We start from the raw sequence: 14,877 nt of genomic DNA on the forward strand, positions 1-14,877 counted from the left end.
GTCGCGGGTTGTGGTACGCTGTTTGGGAATAAGGCAGGAATCCACCATTTATGGTTAAGGCATGGGAGGATTCCCCATCCCTGACTCGGCAGGGAGCTGCCGAACAGACCGGGACAGGCCCGCCAAGTGGTCCTGGTTGCAAATGCCTGCCGGTGACCCGTCAGCGTTGCGCGGAATGCGGCTCCCCGAAAATCCGTGCGCGGGTCTCCTGCGCCCACTCCCGGTTCCAGGCATCCATCAGCTCCTTGGCCAGAGCTGCCTCGGTCTCGCCCTCGGCGGCCTCCCCACGGCGCTTCTCGATGACACTCTTCGCGGACGTGCCAAAACGCGCCGCGGCCAGTTTCCGGGCCATGCCAGGCGACACGAAGCGTTGCAGCTCGGACAACAGCGTCCGGTCCTCTGAGGTGGTGGTGAATGCCCAGAGCCACTCCAGCGGTACCGGATCGGAAAGGAGCATGCGATACCGGCCACGCTTGGTATTCCACAGGCACAGGATATTGGAGCCGAGCGCCGACGGACCGCGCAGTAGCGGCAGCACTTCCGCCTCTGCGGCCGACAGCTGGAAACGCTCGATGAGATCCTTCGGATCTTCCGGAGCCGAAAGGATGTACTTCGTGGAACAGTTCTCGGCCAGAAATTTCTGGTCGAAATCGGCAAGCCGCTGGCTGGAAAGCGCCATCCGGATGTTGTATTTCCGGCCTTCCCGGGCATCCCGGTCGATGACGCGACGCGGCGGTTCCGCTCCTTCGGTGCGATGAAATTCGTCATACACTACGAATTTTGGTTGCTGAACGACCTGTTTCATTTCCTGTTGATGGTATTTCCGGTATTTCTCCGGCGCCCGCTGCGGATCTTCCTCGGGATCCACATACCAATGCCCGGTCGCCGCAAAACGTGCTGCCAGATACATGACCGACGTGCGCTTGGCAGCATCCGGGCCGGTGCCCGCCGTCACCTCAGCCAGGTCGAGGATATTGAGCCGCGCGGCCTGCAGGTTCTGGACGGTATAGTTGCAGAGGATGGGATATTCCTGCACGGCGGATTCCAGATACCGGGCCACCCGATCCAGCAACGATTCCGAGGCTTCGTGCTGCTTGCCCACCTTTCCCAGGCGCGCCACGACTTCCGGATCCCGACAAAACTGGATCAGATCGCCGACCAGCGGCATGGCGTAGCGTTGCGCCGAAGCCGCCAACGCATACTGCTCAGCCAGGAACAGGTCATCCACCAGTTTCCACCAGTGCGGTCTGCCATCCACATAGCGCCCACTCTGGATTCCCTGTTCGACAAAGGCATCTATGGCCGGATCGGGGCTCTGCCCCCTGGACCAGCGCTTCGGCGCACCATCGTGGTGCAGGTCGGAATAGCGGTCATAGGCCATGTCGAGGAGATAGCCCAGCGTCTCGTACATATCGTCCGGCGGGGTCGCCTTCCCGACGGGCGTACAGAGCATGACCAGCAACTCCAGCAGCCGTGCCCGGTACTGCGGCAACGGATTCCGGTATCCCAGTGGCTGGTCGAACGGGTTCACCGCATGCTCCCGGGTCTGACGCAGGACCATGACGTTGACCTGGTAGCGCAGGTTTTCCGGCAGACTGTCCCGCAGGTTTTTTCCGTTGTTCTGGGAGCTATAGCCGATATCGATGATTGCCGCCGGTGGCAAGGCGTCATGACCACCCTCGAGAAGATGGGCCATCAGCAGCAGCGCTACCAACACCGATTTTCCCGAGCCGGGGGAAGCCATCAGGGCAATGACGAAATCGTTCTGCAGCGCGGAGCCCATCCGGATCGGCATGTCCTTGCCGTCCGGGGACCGTAACAACAGGGATCCTTCCTCCCAGGGAGAGGCCTGCGTCGCCAGCGGCAGGAACGGCAGCGAGTCGCTGAAGTTCGGCGTGTGAATGGTTCCCGCGGTGTCCGTGCGCAATCCCGGAATGGTCGACAGCCAATACGGAATCGGGTCTCCGTTCACGCCGTCGACGGTGATGGAGCCCCAGGATCGTATGGCCAGCTCCAGGCGCCGGGCATTGCGCAGACATTCGTCCGCGGAATCCCCCCAGGTGGAGAACAGTACCCGCATATCGAGGAGGTAATCGCCTTTCCGCGCCCGGTCCAACACGTAGTCCGACGCATCCGTGATCAAGCTGTTGCTTTTGTTGGTGAGCGAGAGAATGGCCGCGACCGCCCCGGTCATGATCCCCTGATAAAAATTTCCCTTGGACGGCGCCAGGGTTACGGTATAACTCCAGGGGAGATCCAGATGGTGGCTCATGAGCGCAATCAGGTCGGCAAAGCGGACCTTTTGCGCAGGACCAAAGGACATGGCCAAGGCCTTGCGATAGACCCCGTTGCATTCGACGATATCATTGGCATGGGTTACTGCCCGATATGGCAGGATCTGTTCCCGGATGGTCGGTATCCCAAAGCCATTGCGATCGTTCAGGAGCGGCCGATTTTCCTGGGTCCATACCGTATCATCCGCGTTTTCCGGATCTATTGCCTGCCGCCACGCACGAATGGCCTCGTCCACCTGCAGAAGCCGCACGGAAATCCCCGTTTTTTCGAGGTTCACCACCAATGTATCGATCAGTGCGTGGTGAATGGCCGGAAGCGCCGGAAGCGCCAGATTCGGAACTTGCCAAGGCCCCATTTTCATGTCCAGAGCGGCATCCCGTTGCTTCGTCTGCTCCTTTATCTCATGCGGCAGCAATGCAGATGGCAGCGTCCAGATGGCCATCAGGGCAACCTCGGGAATGAATCGGCTCTGAATCGAGCGATAGGCATTTACCAGATCTTCTTCCAGCTGCATACGCTTGGCCGCGTGGCGCAACCGGGCGATATATCTGTCCATGGCGACCTTGGACCAGCGGGGATCCCGGGCAAAGCTCCATTGCAGAATGTGTCCGGGTTTTTGGAAAAGCGGCGCGAGGATTTGCAACAGTTCCTCATCCATTCGCGCTCGAATCTCCGGAGAACGCCCCATCATGCGCATCAGCCCGTCCACCCGCAGCACCGAAACCAGCCCGCCGATCCCAGTGGCAAAACTCGTCTGTCCCTGTATCGAATGTACGGAAACGTGGCTGTTGAGGTTGATCCCCAGAGTCTGGGCAAATGCTCCCATGTGCTGCTTCTCCCGAAAAAAATTGGCAGGAAGCGCTGCGCACCGTGCCCACTGGGTACCGTTACGACGCCCCTGCAAATGGCTGAAATCTCGATAGCAGGGCAGGAAAGATGGGCACAATGGCCCATCCATTGACCTGTTTAGTTATTGACTACCTGCGCCGACGTGGAATTCTCCGTAGCGTTCGTCGAGTTGGTGAACAGCGTGTTCACCGCGTGCCCGGCGAAGGTCGGGACGGCGATCAGGCCCGCACCAAAGAGCGTTTCCAGCGCGCCGTGCGACATCTTGGACTTGCCCTGCCCCTCTTCCTTGTGGGCTTTACGCATGGTGTGAATTCCCCATCCGACCAGGCCAAAGCCCGACAGGTAGAAGCCCGACTGCATGAGTCCACCGAAATCCGACAGATTCGTACCGACGTTCAGTGCCGTTTGCCCAAAGCCATTGCCGGCCAGTGCCAGGGTGGTGCCCATCAGGGTCATGCTGATGCCGGAGGCCATGCGCAGCCAGAAGGTCTTGCACATGACCATCAGCTCCTTCTGAGAAGGTCCGTCATGGCTGATGTTTGCTTGAATCCGGGCAGCATATGCCTCCGGGCTATTGTCCAGCTGTTTGCGAGAAAACATGATTGAAGCTCCTTTTGTAACCGGTTACCTTGCGCGTGGTAGCCGTCATGCTGCCAGCTACCATGGTTCTTTATATTTGGTGCCACCCTTTTTGCTTTCTCTAATATGATTGGGTATCTAAATTCCGTGATGGATCTGCCACTATAGCAGCCCGTCCTCAGCAAGGGCATAAAGCTTTTTCTTCTTGTGCCCGGCATGGTTGGTCAGCAGTATCCGCGACCGCAGCACCTCGAAGCTGTAGCCACGGCCCATACGGTTGGCGACGCAGATCAGGTTGTTGACCGACTCCGCACAGGCATTGGTCAGTCGCCAGTCGAAGTAGGCCATGATTTCCTCCCGCCAGTTACGGAATGCGGTGATCAGCGGTTGATATGCGGCTTTGACTCCTTTGCGTTAGCTTACTTCATCGGTTTTCCTCTTGGGTGCGGTCTCGCGCAGGCCGGTACACACTGGAAGAATTCGAGATGATGGTCGCCATCGCAGCATCCAGTGATGTCTCGCGCACCGTGCGCACCGCCGATCGGTATACGTTGTCGAAGGGCGGGGTCCAGGCTGCAAGTTCGCCCCCGGTCCTGGCGTGGGCATCCAGACTCGCGTTCAGCTCGTGTACCAGGCGGCGCATAGCGATGGCTTCGGTGCTGACAGTCTTTGTCTGCCCGTCTTCGGTGCGGAAAACAATGGCCGCGCAGAGCCGCTCCCCGGAGAAGGGAATGGGCTCAATGTAAACGGGCATCCACTGAAAAGATTGCACTTCTGGAGAGAGGAGGTCAGAAATGGCTGTCATTGCCCTGCTCTCGCCCAGTCCCGGTCGAATTGCGTCTGCAACTGTGGAATCACGGCGCCATTCAACAACAAGCCCATTTCCCGATTGTCCTGCAAGCTCGTCTGGGTGAAGTTCTCCGAGCCAATGAAGGCCAAGGACCGACCGATGTTTTCCATATCGTCTGCCCTCATTGATTTTTAACAAATGGTCGTAAGAAAGTTTCTATAATAGAAGCCATAAATGAAGTTGCAAAAACTATTGCAGTAGACAGAATAATTGTCGAAAATCCCAAGAAGAACATGCCCTCATACATCGCCACAACTACCAGAAAAAACCCTCTATTTCCAATGCTAAACACATAGTGAACAAGGTAGTTGCTTCCCTGTACTGCCCAAAAGAACCAAGGCACGATCCACGAAGGCTCAGGGTGTAGCTTGCAAAAATCGGTAATGTGCCGACTGATCGAGCCGTGGTCCAGCATGTTTGGGTTTTTCGAGAAAAAATCAAGGAAAAACCCTGAGAGTATTATGAGGTAAAACGATGCAACAGCAATCAAAGAAAGAGCAACGAGAATCAACCCAATGTAAAGAGGACTGAAATCGTTTTCTTCTCTAGCGATATTACTTCCCGATGCGTTCATCTTAATCTCCTTACCGTTCTGGTACTTTTCCCATCACTCGGCCCTCGCCCAGTCCTTTTCAAATTGCGCCTGCAACGTGGCAATATCAGACTCGTTTAGCACCAGGCCCATCTCCCGATTCGACTCCAGACTCGTTTCCGTGAAGTTCTCGCTGCCCACAAAAGCCAACTGATTGCCGACAATCATTTTGGCGTGCATGTAGATCGGCTTCTTTGGCAGGAGCCGAACCTGACAGTCGTGTTGCCGCAGGAAGGCCACATCCTTCCGGTCCTGCGCGTTGATGCTGGCCGGCAGGATCAGCCGAAGATCCGCGCCCTTCGCCGCCATGGCATCGAGGATCGGCGCATAGGGTCCGAGTTCTTCCGACTCGACATCGATAGGGCCGGGTTGATTGATGACCTGGAGCAGTTGGTTGGCGGAACTCCCAGGAGAAAGAACAAGAACCTGGTGCGCGGAAGCGGGGGCACGCTGATTGATCCAGTCGGCGTTGAAAACAGCGTTGGCCGCCTGCACCACGGCAGGATTTTGGGTGACATAGAGGTACTCCCGGTTTTTGTGGAAGGCCGACCAATCCATATTGGCGGTACCGATCTCGCACTCGTGGCCGTTGCAGGCGTACTTCGCATGGTAGAAGGCATACTGATCGCCATGGCTCGTAAAGCGGGCAGGTGCCAGATGCAGTTGTGCGCCGGTGGCCTCGATCTTCCGCTCTTCCTTCCTCACCTGCCAGGGCTTCATCCCATAGGGCTTGCCTTCGATGATGACGCGCACGGCAACACCGCGCTGACGGGCAGCGGCCATGGCGCTCAGAATGGGCCGGTCGGAGAGGTAATAGACACCGACACTGACCTCGTGACGGGCCTGGTCGATGAGTCTCACTATCGGCGCGGGGCCGGCTTGCGGTTCGATGTACAGCATCATGCGGCTCCTTGTGCCAGGGCACTCAACAGTTTGGTGTACCAGATCGGCTGTGAGTGCAGGTTGGTATACAGATATGCCTGCCCTTGATCGCGGAACAGCATCGTCGGATACGCCATCAACTGGGTCGAGTTTCCCTGCCGACTGTAGGTCGCCGCCACGGCATACATCAGACGGTCATTCTTCCGCACCAGGCTGCGCGCCGCCGCGTTGCCAGTCAGTGGCGCCACACCACCCTGTTCGGGGTTGAAGGAGAAGTGGTCATAATCCTGCGCCAGTTCCGTCGCCGCCATCTGGCCGGCACCGGCACCTTTCACACCGGGAGCGCGGGACGCCAGAATCGCTTCGGCCCTTCCCGGGCTCCCCGGATCCAGTCCGACGACAACCGCATGAATGTCGATCCGCCCCTGGTCCGCATCCTTCTTCGCCTGCTGGTAGAAGTCATAAGACAGCGTGCAATCTGGATCGAGGATGACCCAGAGATTGGGAACCCGGATGCCCTGCGCCCGTTCCTGCGCAATCCGGCTCTCTCCCTGTGCCGAACCCAGGAAAAAACTCACCGCCGTTTGGGTGAAAAAGCGATAGTCGCCCTCCCCGATCCGGTACAGGCCACCGCGGGTATCGCCAGGTGCCACGGTATCGGTCGGAATCTGCTCCTGTCTGGGCCACACGCGGTAGGTCTCGACGATGTACCGTTGCCAATCGGCAGGGGAAAGATAGGGCAATTCGCGGTTGTTCTGGCTGACCTCGAACTGGCGATAATGCCCGGGATCACCCATCGACTCGATGTGTGGATCGTGCGCATTCACGAAAGACTGGCTGGGAAAGACAAACTGGATGTAGTGGGGATCGCCTCGGTGGACGCGCTCGCGCGGCAGGATCGTGAAGCCCAATTGCGACTGCAGCAGCGCATTCTGGGCGGCAATCGGGCTGTTCGTCGTCACACGACCCGTAGGCGCCGGAGTCGCAATCGTGCCTGGTGCGTCGGGACGACAAATGTCTCCTGGCGGGCAAACCGGCGGCGGCGTCTGCGGCGCACAAGTATAGCCCGGAGGACACACTGGCGGGCTGGCAATTTGGGTTGCCGTAGGCGTCACCTGCTGACCAGCATTGCGCATGTCCTGCACGGCATTGCCTGCCTCATAGACGCTGCCGGGAACGTTGATACCGGAGTCCTGCGCTGCGTTGGCCAGATCATCCAGCGCGCCGAAGACACCGGCCTGTGCTGCAGGAATGCCCAAAGCCAACAGGACCCCTGCAGACACCCATCGTATCGTGGTGTTACACACGCTGTTCATTTTTCGCCATCCTTTTCAGACGCCTCTTGCAGCAAGGCGACAAACAACTCTTTCCGACCCATCTTTCGCCCCTGCATCAATTGCTGGAATCGTTCTTCCATATCAGGTTCCAGCCAGATCTCGATGCGCACGAAGCCTTCCTCCCGGCAACGCTTGCGGTACGCAGTGATCCGCTTGCGCTGCGTTTCCTTGTCTTCCGGCAGCCTGGGCTTCACGGACGCCGCCCAGGTCGACGGGAACGAAACGCGGGCGGAGGAGTCGTTTCCGTATCCGCTGCCGGTAGGCCTGTGGCAGCCGTCGCATCAGAGCCCTGCGCCGACCTGTCGAGATGGCCATCCCTATTCGCCGCAGACTCTTGCCGCAGATCGATGCCAAAGCGCTCTTTCGCCACCGCCTCCAGCTCTTCGGCAAAGCCCGCTACCTGCGCCTGCAGGATGACGTTGGCCGCAAACAGATAGTAGTTCTCCCCGATCGCCCGCTTGACCGGGAGGATCGGATGCTGAATCGGATCCAGCAACTCGATGGCTTCGTCATAGCTGCCGTTCTTCACACTACGCACGGCGGCGTCGTAGAACGTTTCATCGTAGTTGCCCATGGGATGCGCGAGATACGCCCGACGCATTTCCGGGTCCACCGCCGCCAGTGCTTCGTCCAGACAGGCGTGGCTCTGTACGGCCTTATCCCATTGTTGCTGTAATTCTTCTGCGCTGAGATTGTCTCTGTCCCAGCGTTTCCGTGCATTGCGCATTCCCGCACAGGTGTATAGACGGCCATTGCCCTGCAGTTCCAGGGCCAGAACTGCGGCGATGAACTTGTTGCGAGAGTCCTTGTAGGGGATGCGCAGGTTCAGCGTGCCACCCAGATCGGTCTTTCCCAGACCGGGGATCACATGGCCCAGCATGGCCAGTACCCTGCCGACTTTCAGATTGCCCGACGCCTGCAACAAATGCTTCTGGTTATCGAGGCGCACGGAAAAATCCCCCACTCCCACATTCACATGCTCTGCATGTACCTCCTGTAGCGCCCTCTGCCCTTCCTCATGGAAAATTCCCAAGGCATCAAGACAGGAGCGGATGCTCTCTACTTCCTTGGCCAGTTCTTTTTCCGAGTCGGCCCAGGAAACGACCACATCAGACACACCCACGATGCCGGGAATGGGCAGGTCCTCTACCAGAGTGCTGCCGAAATCCGCGCCCTTGGGATTATCCCGCCCCAAGGATTTCGCAACGAAGTCCACCATCTTGCGCACGACACCGCGATGATCCGGATCCAACTCCTGCCGGAGCAACGAGATCCCCAGGTGCCAGCGATTCCCGCGTGACTCGATCACCATCTGCTCGGTCAGCGCCTGGTTCTTCGCCAGTGCCTGCATCAACTCGTGCAGATGCTGCTCCCGATACACACCGTCACCTATGCGATTCGGATTCATGGACGGCTCCCCGGTTTACGGGCCAGAAACGCCGGTGGTGAGGAAGGAGTTTCAGCGGCTCTGGCGACTTTCGATTCCGCAACGGGTTGCGAAAGATCGACCCCAAATCGCTCCTTGGCGATCTTCTTCAGATCGTCAGCAAAGCCCGCTACCTGCGCCTGCAGGATGACGTTCGCCGCAAACAGGTAATAGTTCTCGCCCATCGCCCGCTTGATCGGGATGATCGCTCCCTGGATGCTCTCAAGCGACTGAATCGCCCTGTCGTAATACCCAAGATCCAAGGCACGCAAGCAACAGTTATAATGGACTTTTTCACTCTCTCCCGTTGGATGAGCCAAGTAGGCTTTTTGCATTTCGTTGTCAACGGCGGCGAATGTTTCCCGCAAATAGGCCATACTCTCGTTCGTTTTTTTCCACTGTTGACGCAAATCGTCCTCGCTCTCGATGTCCCACTCATCGCGCATGTTCTTCATTTGTGTACAGGTATACATGCGATTGTTGGATTGCAGCTCCAGGGCCAGCAATGCAGCGATGAACTTGTTGCGGGAATCGTTGTAGGGGATGCGCAGGTTCATGGTGGCGCCAATTTCGGTCTTGTCTCCCACCCCCGGAAGCAGGTGTCCCAACAGGGACAGTATCCGCCCGACTTTTAGATTGGCAGTCGTCTGAAACCGATGCTTCTCGTTGTCGAGGCGTACAGAGACTTCTCCCACGCCCAGATTCATGTGCTCGACATGAACCTCCTGTAGCGCCTTTTGCCCCTCTTCATCGAAGATCCCCAAGGCATCAAGACAGGAGCGGATGCTCTCTACTTCCTTGGCCAGTTCTTTTTCCGAGTCGGCCCAGGAAACGACCACATCAGACAGGCCCACGGTACCGGGAATGGGCAGGTCCTCTACCAGAGTGCTGCCGGAGTCCACACCGTCCTTTTTCTCCCGGCCCAGAGCTTTCATCACATAGTCCGTCATCTTGCGCAGGGTACTGCGATGATCCGGGTCCAACTCCTGCCGGATTAGCGTCAGTGCGAGATTCCATTGATCTCCCCGCGCAGCAATCACCATCTGCTCCGTCAGCGTCTGGTTCTTCGCCAGTGCCTGCATCAGGTCATGTACATCCTTCTCTCGGATGAAGCTATCCAGGCCACCGATGACATTCTGGTTCATGGGAATCTCCTTTCTCTTTCATTATAAAAAGATAGAACGTTTCCGTGTAATGGTCAAGCGCCAGAAAAAACGGCACCACGTCCCTGTATTGATGCCGTCGATTGGGGGATTTCCTTTTGCCGAAATCAGTCGTCGCTTCGGCTCACCGAAGAGGCCAGGTCCCGGAAGCTGCCCGGGACATAATTCCAATGGTGGCCAGATTTGCGCAACTTGACCTGCTCCTGTCCAGTCGATCTTCCTTTGTCATTCACGAATCGATAGTCACACGTCCATGATTCTACGCCGGCTTTGGCACATTTCAGCCCGCGCATGTAGGGCTTCAGTTTGAGCATGAAATCCTTTTCATGGCGATAATCTCCTTTCCAGTCGCCCTCATTAGCTGCATCCATTTGTGCCAATCCCTTGAGCACATCGGTCTTGCTTGGGCCACTCGGGGTGCTGGAACAACCCGAAAGGGATACTGCGAGCACAAAGGAAGATCCAAGGATTACCGTGCTGGAAAGTCTTGCGAGCTGGTTTTTCATGAGTACACCTCTGATAGAAAGACACGCCAACGGTACAGACACTGTCCGATCCTGGCGCGCGAGGATCAGGATTTCCCGCTTGGGAGCGGCTGAAACAGGACACCACCATTGTCCATCCACAATTTCCCGAGGCGTGCCTGCCTTGCGGTCGGATGGGCTGGCAGCGCCAGGCGCCAGTGTTCGTGTATGGCTTTCGACAACGGGATCACATGCTCAGCCCAGCCTGCTGCGACAATCTTGCCACCACGACCAATGCTCAACGGTGCATCTTGTACCTCTTCGGTTCCTGGAGCTGCGGTGATGGCTTTCTCCCTGGCTGCGGTGATCTTCGCAGGCCTCTTGGCCTGAGCACACGCGGCGTCTTCTGGCAAAGGCTTCCTGCCATGCAGGACGGTCGATACAGCCAGAGGATCGGTTTTCTGCCCGATGGAATCCGCGGGTGCGGGAATCATGGGCCCACCCGGCTGGATTTTCCCCGCAGGCATCGGATCGCTTGCTATCTGTTGCTGTGCAGGTGCAATAGCCAGTACATCGTAGCCCCACCACAACGTGCCAGTCATATCCTGGCTTCGCAACATCTGGTCCACCTCAGTCGTCCATGGATTACCGTGACACGCATACTGGGCGGGCAACGTCAGCACGGTTCCCGGCTTCACGTACAGCTTCCAGCCAGACGGCAGAAGCCGATACAGCAGCGTATCCAGAGGCCCCTGGTCGCTGCCATGGCAAGGCCAGGCGATGCCCGCACCCCTTTGCTGCAAGCCCGGCCCTGCGCCTGCCGCCAATAGCTTCTGCAATACCGGCGGGGCTCCCCGATCAGCGGGATTCTGCAGGTATACCGTACTGCCCTGGTCCCAGTCCTGCCCATTCGCAGGTGGCGCGCCCTCATAGCGAAAACTGGCCCAGACGCTATCGACAGGGACACCAGGAGGCCGCTGGCGAAGGCGACGGCCACACGGAGCTGACAGCGACGATGCGAAAAGAGGCGGGTCATCATAATTCATGCCTCTGAACTATTTTCAGCTAAGCATCTCTAACTCCTTGTGTGCGAATAGGATTGGAGGGCTGGAGATGAAGGCGGAAGCGATGAATCTGGTGCAGTGGCAGGAGCGCTTTGGCACAGAGGAAGCCTGCATGGAAGCGCTGAAGCAGCAGCGCTGGCCTGAGGGCTTCCAGTGCCCGAAATGTGGGCATGATCACGGCCATTGGATCGCGGATCGCAAACTCTATCAGTGCGGGCGCTGCCGGCATCAGACTTCGGTGACGGCGGGCACACTCTTTCATTCCAGCAATGTTCCGTTGGTGCTGTGGTTTCTGGCCATCTATCTGATGGTCTGCGACAAAGGCGGTTTGTCGGCCTTGCGACTGTCCAAGCAGATTGGAGTGTCTTGGATTACGGCACATCGGATGCTGCGCAAAATGCGCCGCGCGATGGCCGATCGCGACAGCATCTATCGCTTGGGCGGTCTCGTGGAAGTGGACGATGCTTTCGTGGGCGGCCGGAGCTCTGGGGGCAAATGCGGACGCGGGGCAGAGGGGAAGACGCCCATTCTGGTCGCTGTAGAAAACCGCGGCAAAAAGGCCGGATTCATTGCGATAGAGGCAACCCCATCGGTATCTGCGGAGAACATTCGCCAGTTTGCCAAGCGGCGTCTGCTTCCCTGGCAAACAACTCGCACAGACGGCCTGATGGCGTTGCGGGTACTGGGAGAAACCCAGCAGCATGAAGGCCGCGTGACGAAGGCAGAACAGGTAGACGGGTGGCTTCCGTGGGTCCACATCGCCATTGGAAATCTCAAGGCTTTCTTGCTGGGCACGTTCCATGGGGTCACCGGCACCTATCTTCAGGAGTACCTCGATGAGTTTGTCTATCGCTTCAATCGCCGCTTCTGGGAAGCTGAGCTTCCCTTGCGCCTGCTCAACGCGTGTATGGACCACAGACCCGTCCGGCTGCTGGCTGAGAAAGGTTAAGAGGCATGTTTAAAGAAGAAGTATGCCCGCGCGGAAATGCTCAACAAGGCTGACCAGGTCATCTACATGCGGGCCTTCGACATCAGCGCGCATTACCGGCAGAACTGGCAGGGCACCGGCTTCAAGGCCCAGCTTGTCGCTCCCTCCAAAGCCGCCGCACTCAAGTACAAGACCTTCCTGGACGAGCTTGGCGAGGTCGCGAGCGAGGTCATCATCTCCGCCCCCGACGAGCGTGAGGGCTTCGACGAAGTGGATGCCGAGGAATCCACGGATGCGGTGGTGGCCTTCTGGCAACGCATGATGAAGCGCTACGGCGGCCAGGAGGAGTACGAGAAGCAGATCATCAACGGCTTCAAGTTCGGCAGTGACCCGGAAATCCTCATCGTAGTAGATAAGCTGCTCACCGGCTTTGACGCCCCCAGGAACACGGTGCTGTACCTGACCCGCAAGCTGAAGGAGCACGCCCTGTTGCAGGCCATTGCCCGGGTGAACCGCCTCTATGACGATGACGAAGGTGCCAAGCCCAAGGAGTTCGGCTACATCATCGACTACGCCGGGATACTCGGCGAGCTGGACCAGGCGCTGACCACCTACAGTGCCTTCGAGGGCTTCGAGGAAGCCGACCTGGCCGGCGCGTTGTCCAGCATCAACGAGGAAGTTCGACAGCTGCCGCAACGCCATGCAGACTTGAGGGACGTGTTCAAGACCGTCGAGAACCAGCAGGACGAGGAAGCCTTCGAGCAGTTTCTCGCCGACGCGAAGGTGCGCGAGAACTTCTACGGGCGGCTGTCCGATTTCGCCAAGACCCTGGCCATTGCCATGTCGTCCGAGTCCTTCATCACCGGCACGCCCGAGGGCCGTATCAAGGCATACAAGGCTGACCTGAAGCACTTCACCAACCTGAAGGCTGCCGTGAAGCTGCGCTACGCCGAGTCCATCGACTACCGGGACTACGAGCCGAAGATACAGAAGCTGCTCGACACCCATATCTCGGCCAATGAGGTGCTGAAGCTCAACGAGCCGGTAAACATCTTCGACGCGGATGCCTTCCAGCAAGTCGTGGAAGAGCAGGCGCAGGGCAAGCCGACCGCCGCCAAGGCGGACATCATCGCCCACGCCACCAAGCGCGCCATTAGCGAACGCCTGGAGGAGGACCCCGCCTTCTACGAGAAGTTTTCCAAGCTCATCCAGCAAGCCATCGACGATTACCGGGCCGGGCGCATTTCAGACCTGGAGTATCTGAAGCGGGTCAGTGAGATCAAGGAATCGGTGGTCCACCGGAAGGGCGACGACATCCCCGCCGTTTTGCGCGGCAACGACCACGCCGTCGCCTGCTTTGGCATGCTGGTGCCTTACTTCACCGGCCTCATTGCCGACCGGGACCAGGCCAAGACCTCCGCAGCCGAGGCGGCAGTGAGCATCTGGTCCATCGTCGAGCGCAACCGTGTGGTGGGCTTCTGGGACAACCTGGACGCCCAGCGCCGGACGATGAACGACATCGACGATTACCTCTATGACGTCATCAAGGGGGAGAACGATATACCCCTGAGCACGGAAGAAATGGACGAGATCATCGACCGCACCATGCAGCTGGCGCGCCACCGGATGCCATCGTGAAAACCATGGACTACGAGCTCACCTACGGCCCTGAGACGATTCACTACCAGGTGCAATGGGTTTCGACACGCCGCACGCTGGGCATCGAGGTCCACCCCGACCAGCGCGTCGTGGTGCGGGCACCGATGGACTGCGCGGAAGAGGTCATCGCCCAACGAGTGCGGAAACGTGCCGGCTGGATAAGCCGCCAACTGGCGAACTTCCAGCGCTACAGCCCACGTACACCCCAGCGCCAATATGTGAGCGGCGAAACCCATCTCTACCTGGGCAGGCAATACCGCCTGAAGCTGGTTTCCGGGGAGCCTCCATCCGTACGGATGAGTCGCGGCCATCTCGTGGTGACCATGCCAGGCAAAGCCACCCCCGAGCGAGTCAACGCCCTGCTCTGGCGCTGGTATCTGGACCACGCCAGGGCCGTCTTCAAGGAAGTATTGAATCAGGCGCTGCCCCGCTTCAAGGGCCACCAGCCACCGCGAGTGATAGTCCGGGCGATGCAATCACGTTGGGGAAGCCTGTCGCCAGCAGGGACCATGACCCTGAATGCCAACCTTATCCGCGCCCCTCGTGCCTGTATTGAATACGTAGTGGTCCATGAACTCTGCCACCTGAAGCACAGGGACCACGACGCCGAGTTCTACCGCCTGCTGGGGCAAGTGATGCCTGACTGGGAGACCAGGAAGGCACGCCTGGAAACCGCTCTGCTATGAGGAAAGCGAAGAACTTCTTCCCTGTGACGGAGGGGGTCAGTTTTCAATTGCCGTTGACACTGATAGCAGAAAGGACTGCCGTAGCCCTTCTTCAGCATCCCGT

Annotated in this window: 15 protein-coding genes and 1 pseudogene; 3 read left to right on the top strand and 13 right to left on the bottom strand. The window is 58.5% G+C overall.

Annotated features, from left to right (window positions below; translation table 11 throughout):
- Positions 1-160: 160 nt before the first annotated feature.
- The 13 genes and pseudogenes from AC2VNM_RS10545 to AC2VNM_RS10605 all read right to left on the bottom strand — a co-directional run bounded on the left by AC2VNM_RS10545 (position 161) and on the right by AC2VNM_RS10605 (position 11,483).
- The gene (locus tag AC2VNM_RS10545) at positions 161-3,121 is read right to left on the bottom strand and encodes a hypothetical protein (RefSeq protein ID WP_486913272.1); all 2,961 of its coding nucleotides are present in this window, start codon (positions 3,119-3,121) and stop codon (positions 161-163) included.
- Between the two features lie 140 nt (positions 3,122-3,261).
- A complete protein-coding gene (locus AC2VNM_RS10550; RefSeq protein WP_486913273.1) occupies positions 3,262-3,744 on the bottom strand; it encodes a hypothetical protein in 483 nt (160 codons plus the stop codon).
- A 141-nt stretch (positions 3,745-3,885) separates the two neighbouring features.
- Positions 3,886-4,107 (bottom strand): transposase, encoded by a 222-nt coding sequence (locus tag AC2VNM_RS10555; RefSeq protein WP_486913287.1) that lies wholly within the window; start codon positions 4,105-4,107, stop codon positions 3,886-3,888.
- 40 nt (positions 4,108-4,147) lie between these two features.
- Positions 4,148-4,528, bottom strand: a complete 381-nt coding sequence (locus AC2VNM_RS10560) for a hypothetical protein (protein WP_486913274.1) — start codon at positions 4,526-4,528, stop codon at positions 4,148-4,150.
- Positions 4,525-4,674 (bottom strand): annotated as a pseudogene (locus AC2VNM_RS10565) (phospholipase D-like domain-containing protein); the annotation flags it as partial. The pseudogene AC2VNM_RS10565 and the gene AC2VNM_RS10560, both read right to left, overlap by 4 nt.
- Positions 4,675-4,694: 20 nt before the next feature.
- Positions 4,695-5,147, bottom strand: coding sequence for a hypothetical protein (locus AC2VNM_RS10570; protein WP_486913276.1), 453 nt, complete (start codon positions 5,145-5,147; stop codon positions 4,695-4,697).
- A gap of 33 nt (positions 5,148-5,180) precedes the next feature.
- The gene (locus AC2VNM_RS10575; protein ID WP_486913277.1) at positions 5,181-6,068 is read right to left on the bottom strand and encodes a phospholipase D-like domain-containing protein; all 888 of its coding nucleotides are present in this window, start codon (positions 6,066-6,068) and stop codon (positions 5,181-5,183) included.
- A complete protein-coding gene (locus AC2VNM_RS10580; RefSeq protein ID WP_486913278.1) occupies positions 6,065-7,363 on the bottom strand; it encodes a hypothetical protein in 1,299 nt (432 codons plus the stop codon). Before AC2VNM_RS10580 ends, AC2VNM_RS10575 begins: the two co-directional genes overlap by 4 nt.
- Complete coding sequence (locus AC2VNM_RS10585; RefSeq protein ID WP_486913279.1) at positions 7,360-7,578, bottom strand: hypothetical protein; 219 nt, start codon at positions 7,576-7,578, stop codon at positions 7,360-7,362. The genes AC2VNM_RS10580 and AC2VNM_RS10585 overlap by 4 nt, the downstream gene beginning before the upstream one ends.
- Positions 7,575-8,792, bottom strand: a complete 1,218-nt coding sequence (locus AC2VNM_RS10590) for a hypothetical protein (RefSeq protein ID WP_486913280.1) — start codon at positions 8,790-8,792, stop codon at positions 7,575-7,577. The genes AC2VNM_RS10585 and AC2VNM_RS10590 overlap by 4 nt, the downstream gene beginning before the upstream one ends.
- Complete coding sequence (locus AC2VNM_RS10595; protein WP_486913281.1) at positions 8,789-9,955, bottom strand: hypothetical protein; 1,167 nt, start codon at positions 9,953-9,955, stop codon at positions 8,789-8,791. Before AC2VNM_RS10595 ends, AC2VNM_RS10590 begins: the two co-directional genes overlap by 4 nt.
- 125 nt (positions 9,956-10,080) lie before the next feature.
- Positions 10,081-10,479, bottom strand: a complete 399-nt coding sequence (locus tag AC2VNM_RS10600; RefSeq protein ID WP_486913282.1) for a hypothetical protein — start codon at positions 10,477-10,479, stop codon at positions 10,081-10,083.
- Positions 10,480-10,544: 65 nt separating this feature from the next.
- Positions 10,545-11,483 carry a hypothetical protein gene (locus AC2VNM_RS10605; RefSeq protein WP_486913283.1) on the bottom strand — a complete coding sequence of 313 codons (939 nt, stop codon included), beginning with the start codon at positions 11,481-11,483 and terminating at the stop codon, positions 10,545-10,547.
- A 67-nt stretch (positions 11,484-11,550) separates the two neighbouring features.
- Between AC2VNM_RS10605 and AC2VNM_RS10610 the strand changes: the two genes are divergently transcribed.
- From AC2VNM_RS10610 to AC2VNM_RS10620, 3 genes are read left to right on the top strand one after another with little or no spacing between them, the layout of a single operon-like run.
- Positions 11,551-12,450 carry an IS1595 family transposase gene (locus tag AC2VNM_RS10610; protein ID WP_486913285.1) on the top strand — a complete coding sequence of 300 codons (900 nt, stop codon included), beginning with the start codon at positions 11,551-11,553 and terminating at the stop codon, positions 12,448-12,450.
- 36 nt (positions 12,451-12,486) lie between these two features.
- Complete coding sequence (locus AC2VNM_RS10615) at positions 12,487-14,067, top strand: type I restriction enzyme subunit R domain-containing protein (RefSeq protein WP_486913286.1); 1,581 nt, start codon at positions 12,487-12,489, stop codon at positions 14,065-14,067.
- A gap of 5 nt (positions 14,068-14,072) precedes the next feature.
- On the top strand, positions 14,073-14,774 hold the full coding sequence (locus AC2VNM_RS10620) for a M48 family metallopeptidase (RefSeq protein ID WP_483167299.1): 702 nt from the start codon (positions 14,073-14,075) through the stop codon (positions 14,772-14,774).
- Positions 14,775-14,877 lie beyond the last annotated feature (103 nt).

Source organism: Acidithiobacillus sp. TH-A67, assembly GCF_057473545.1.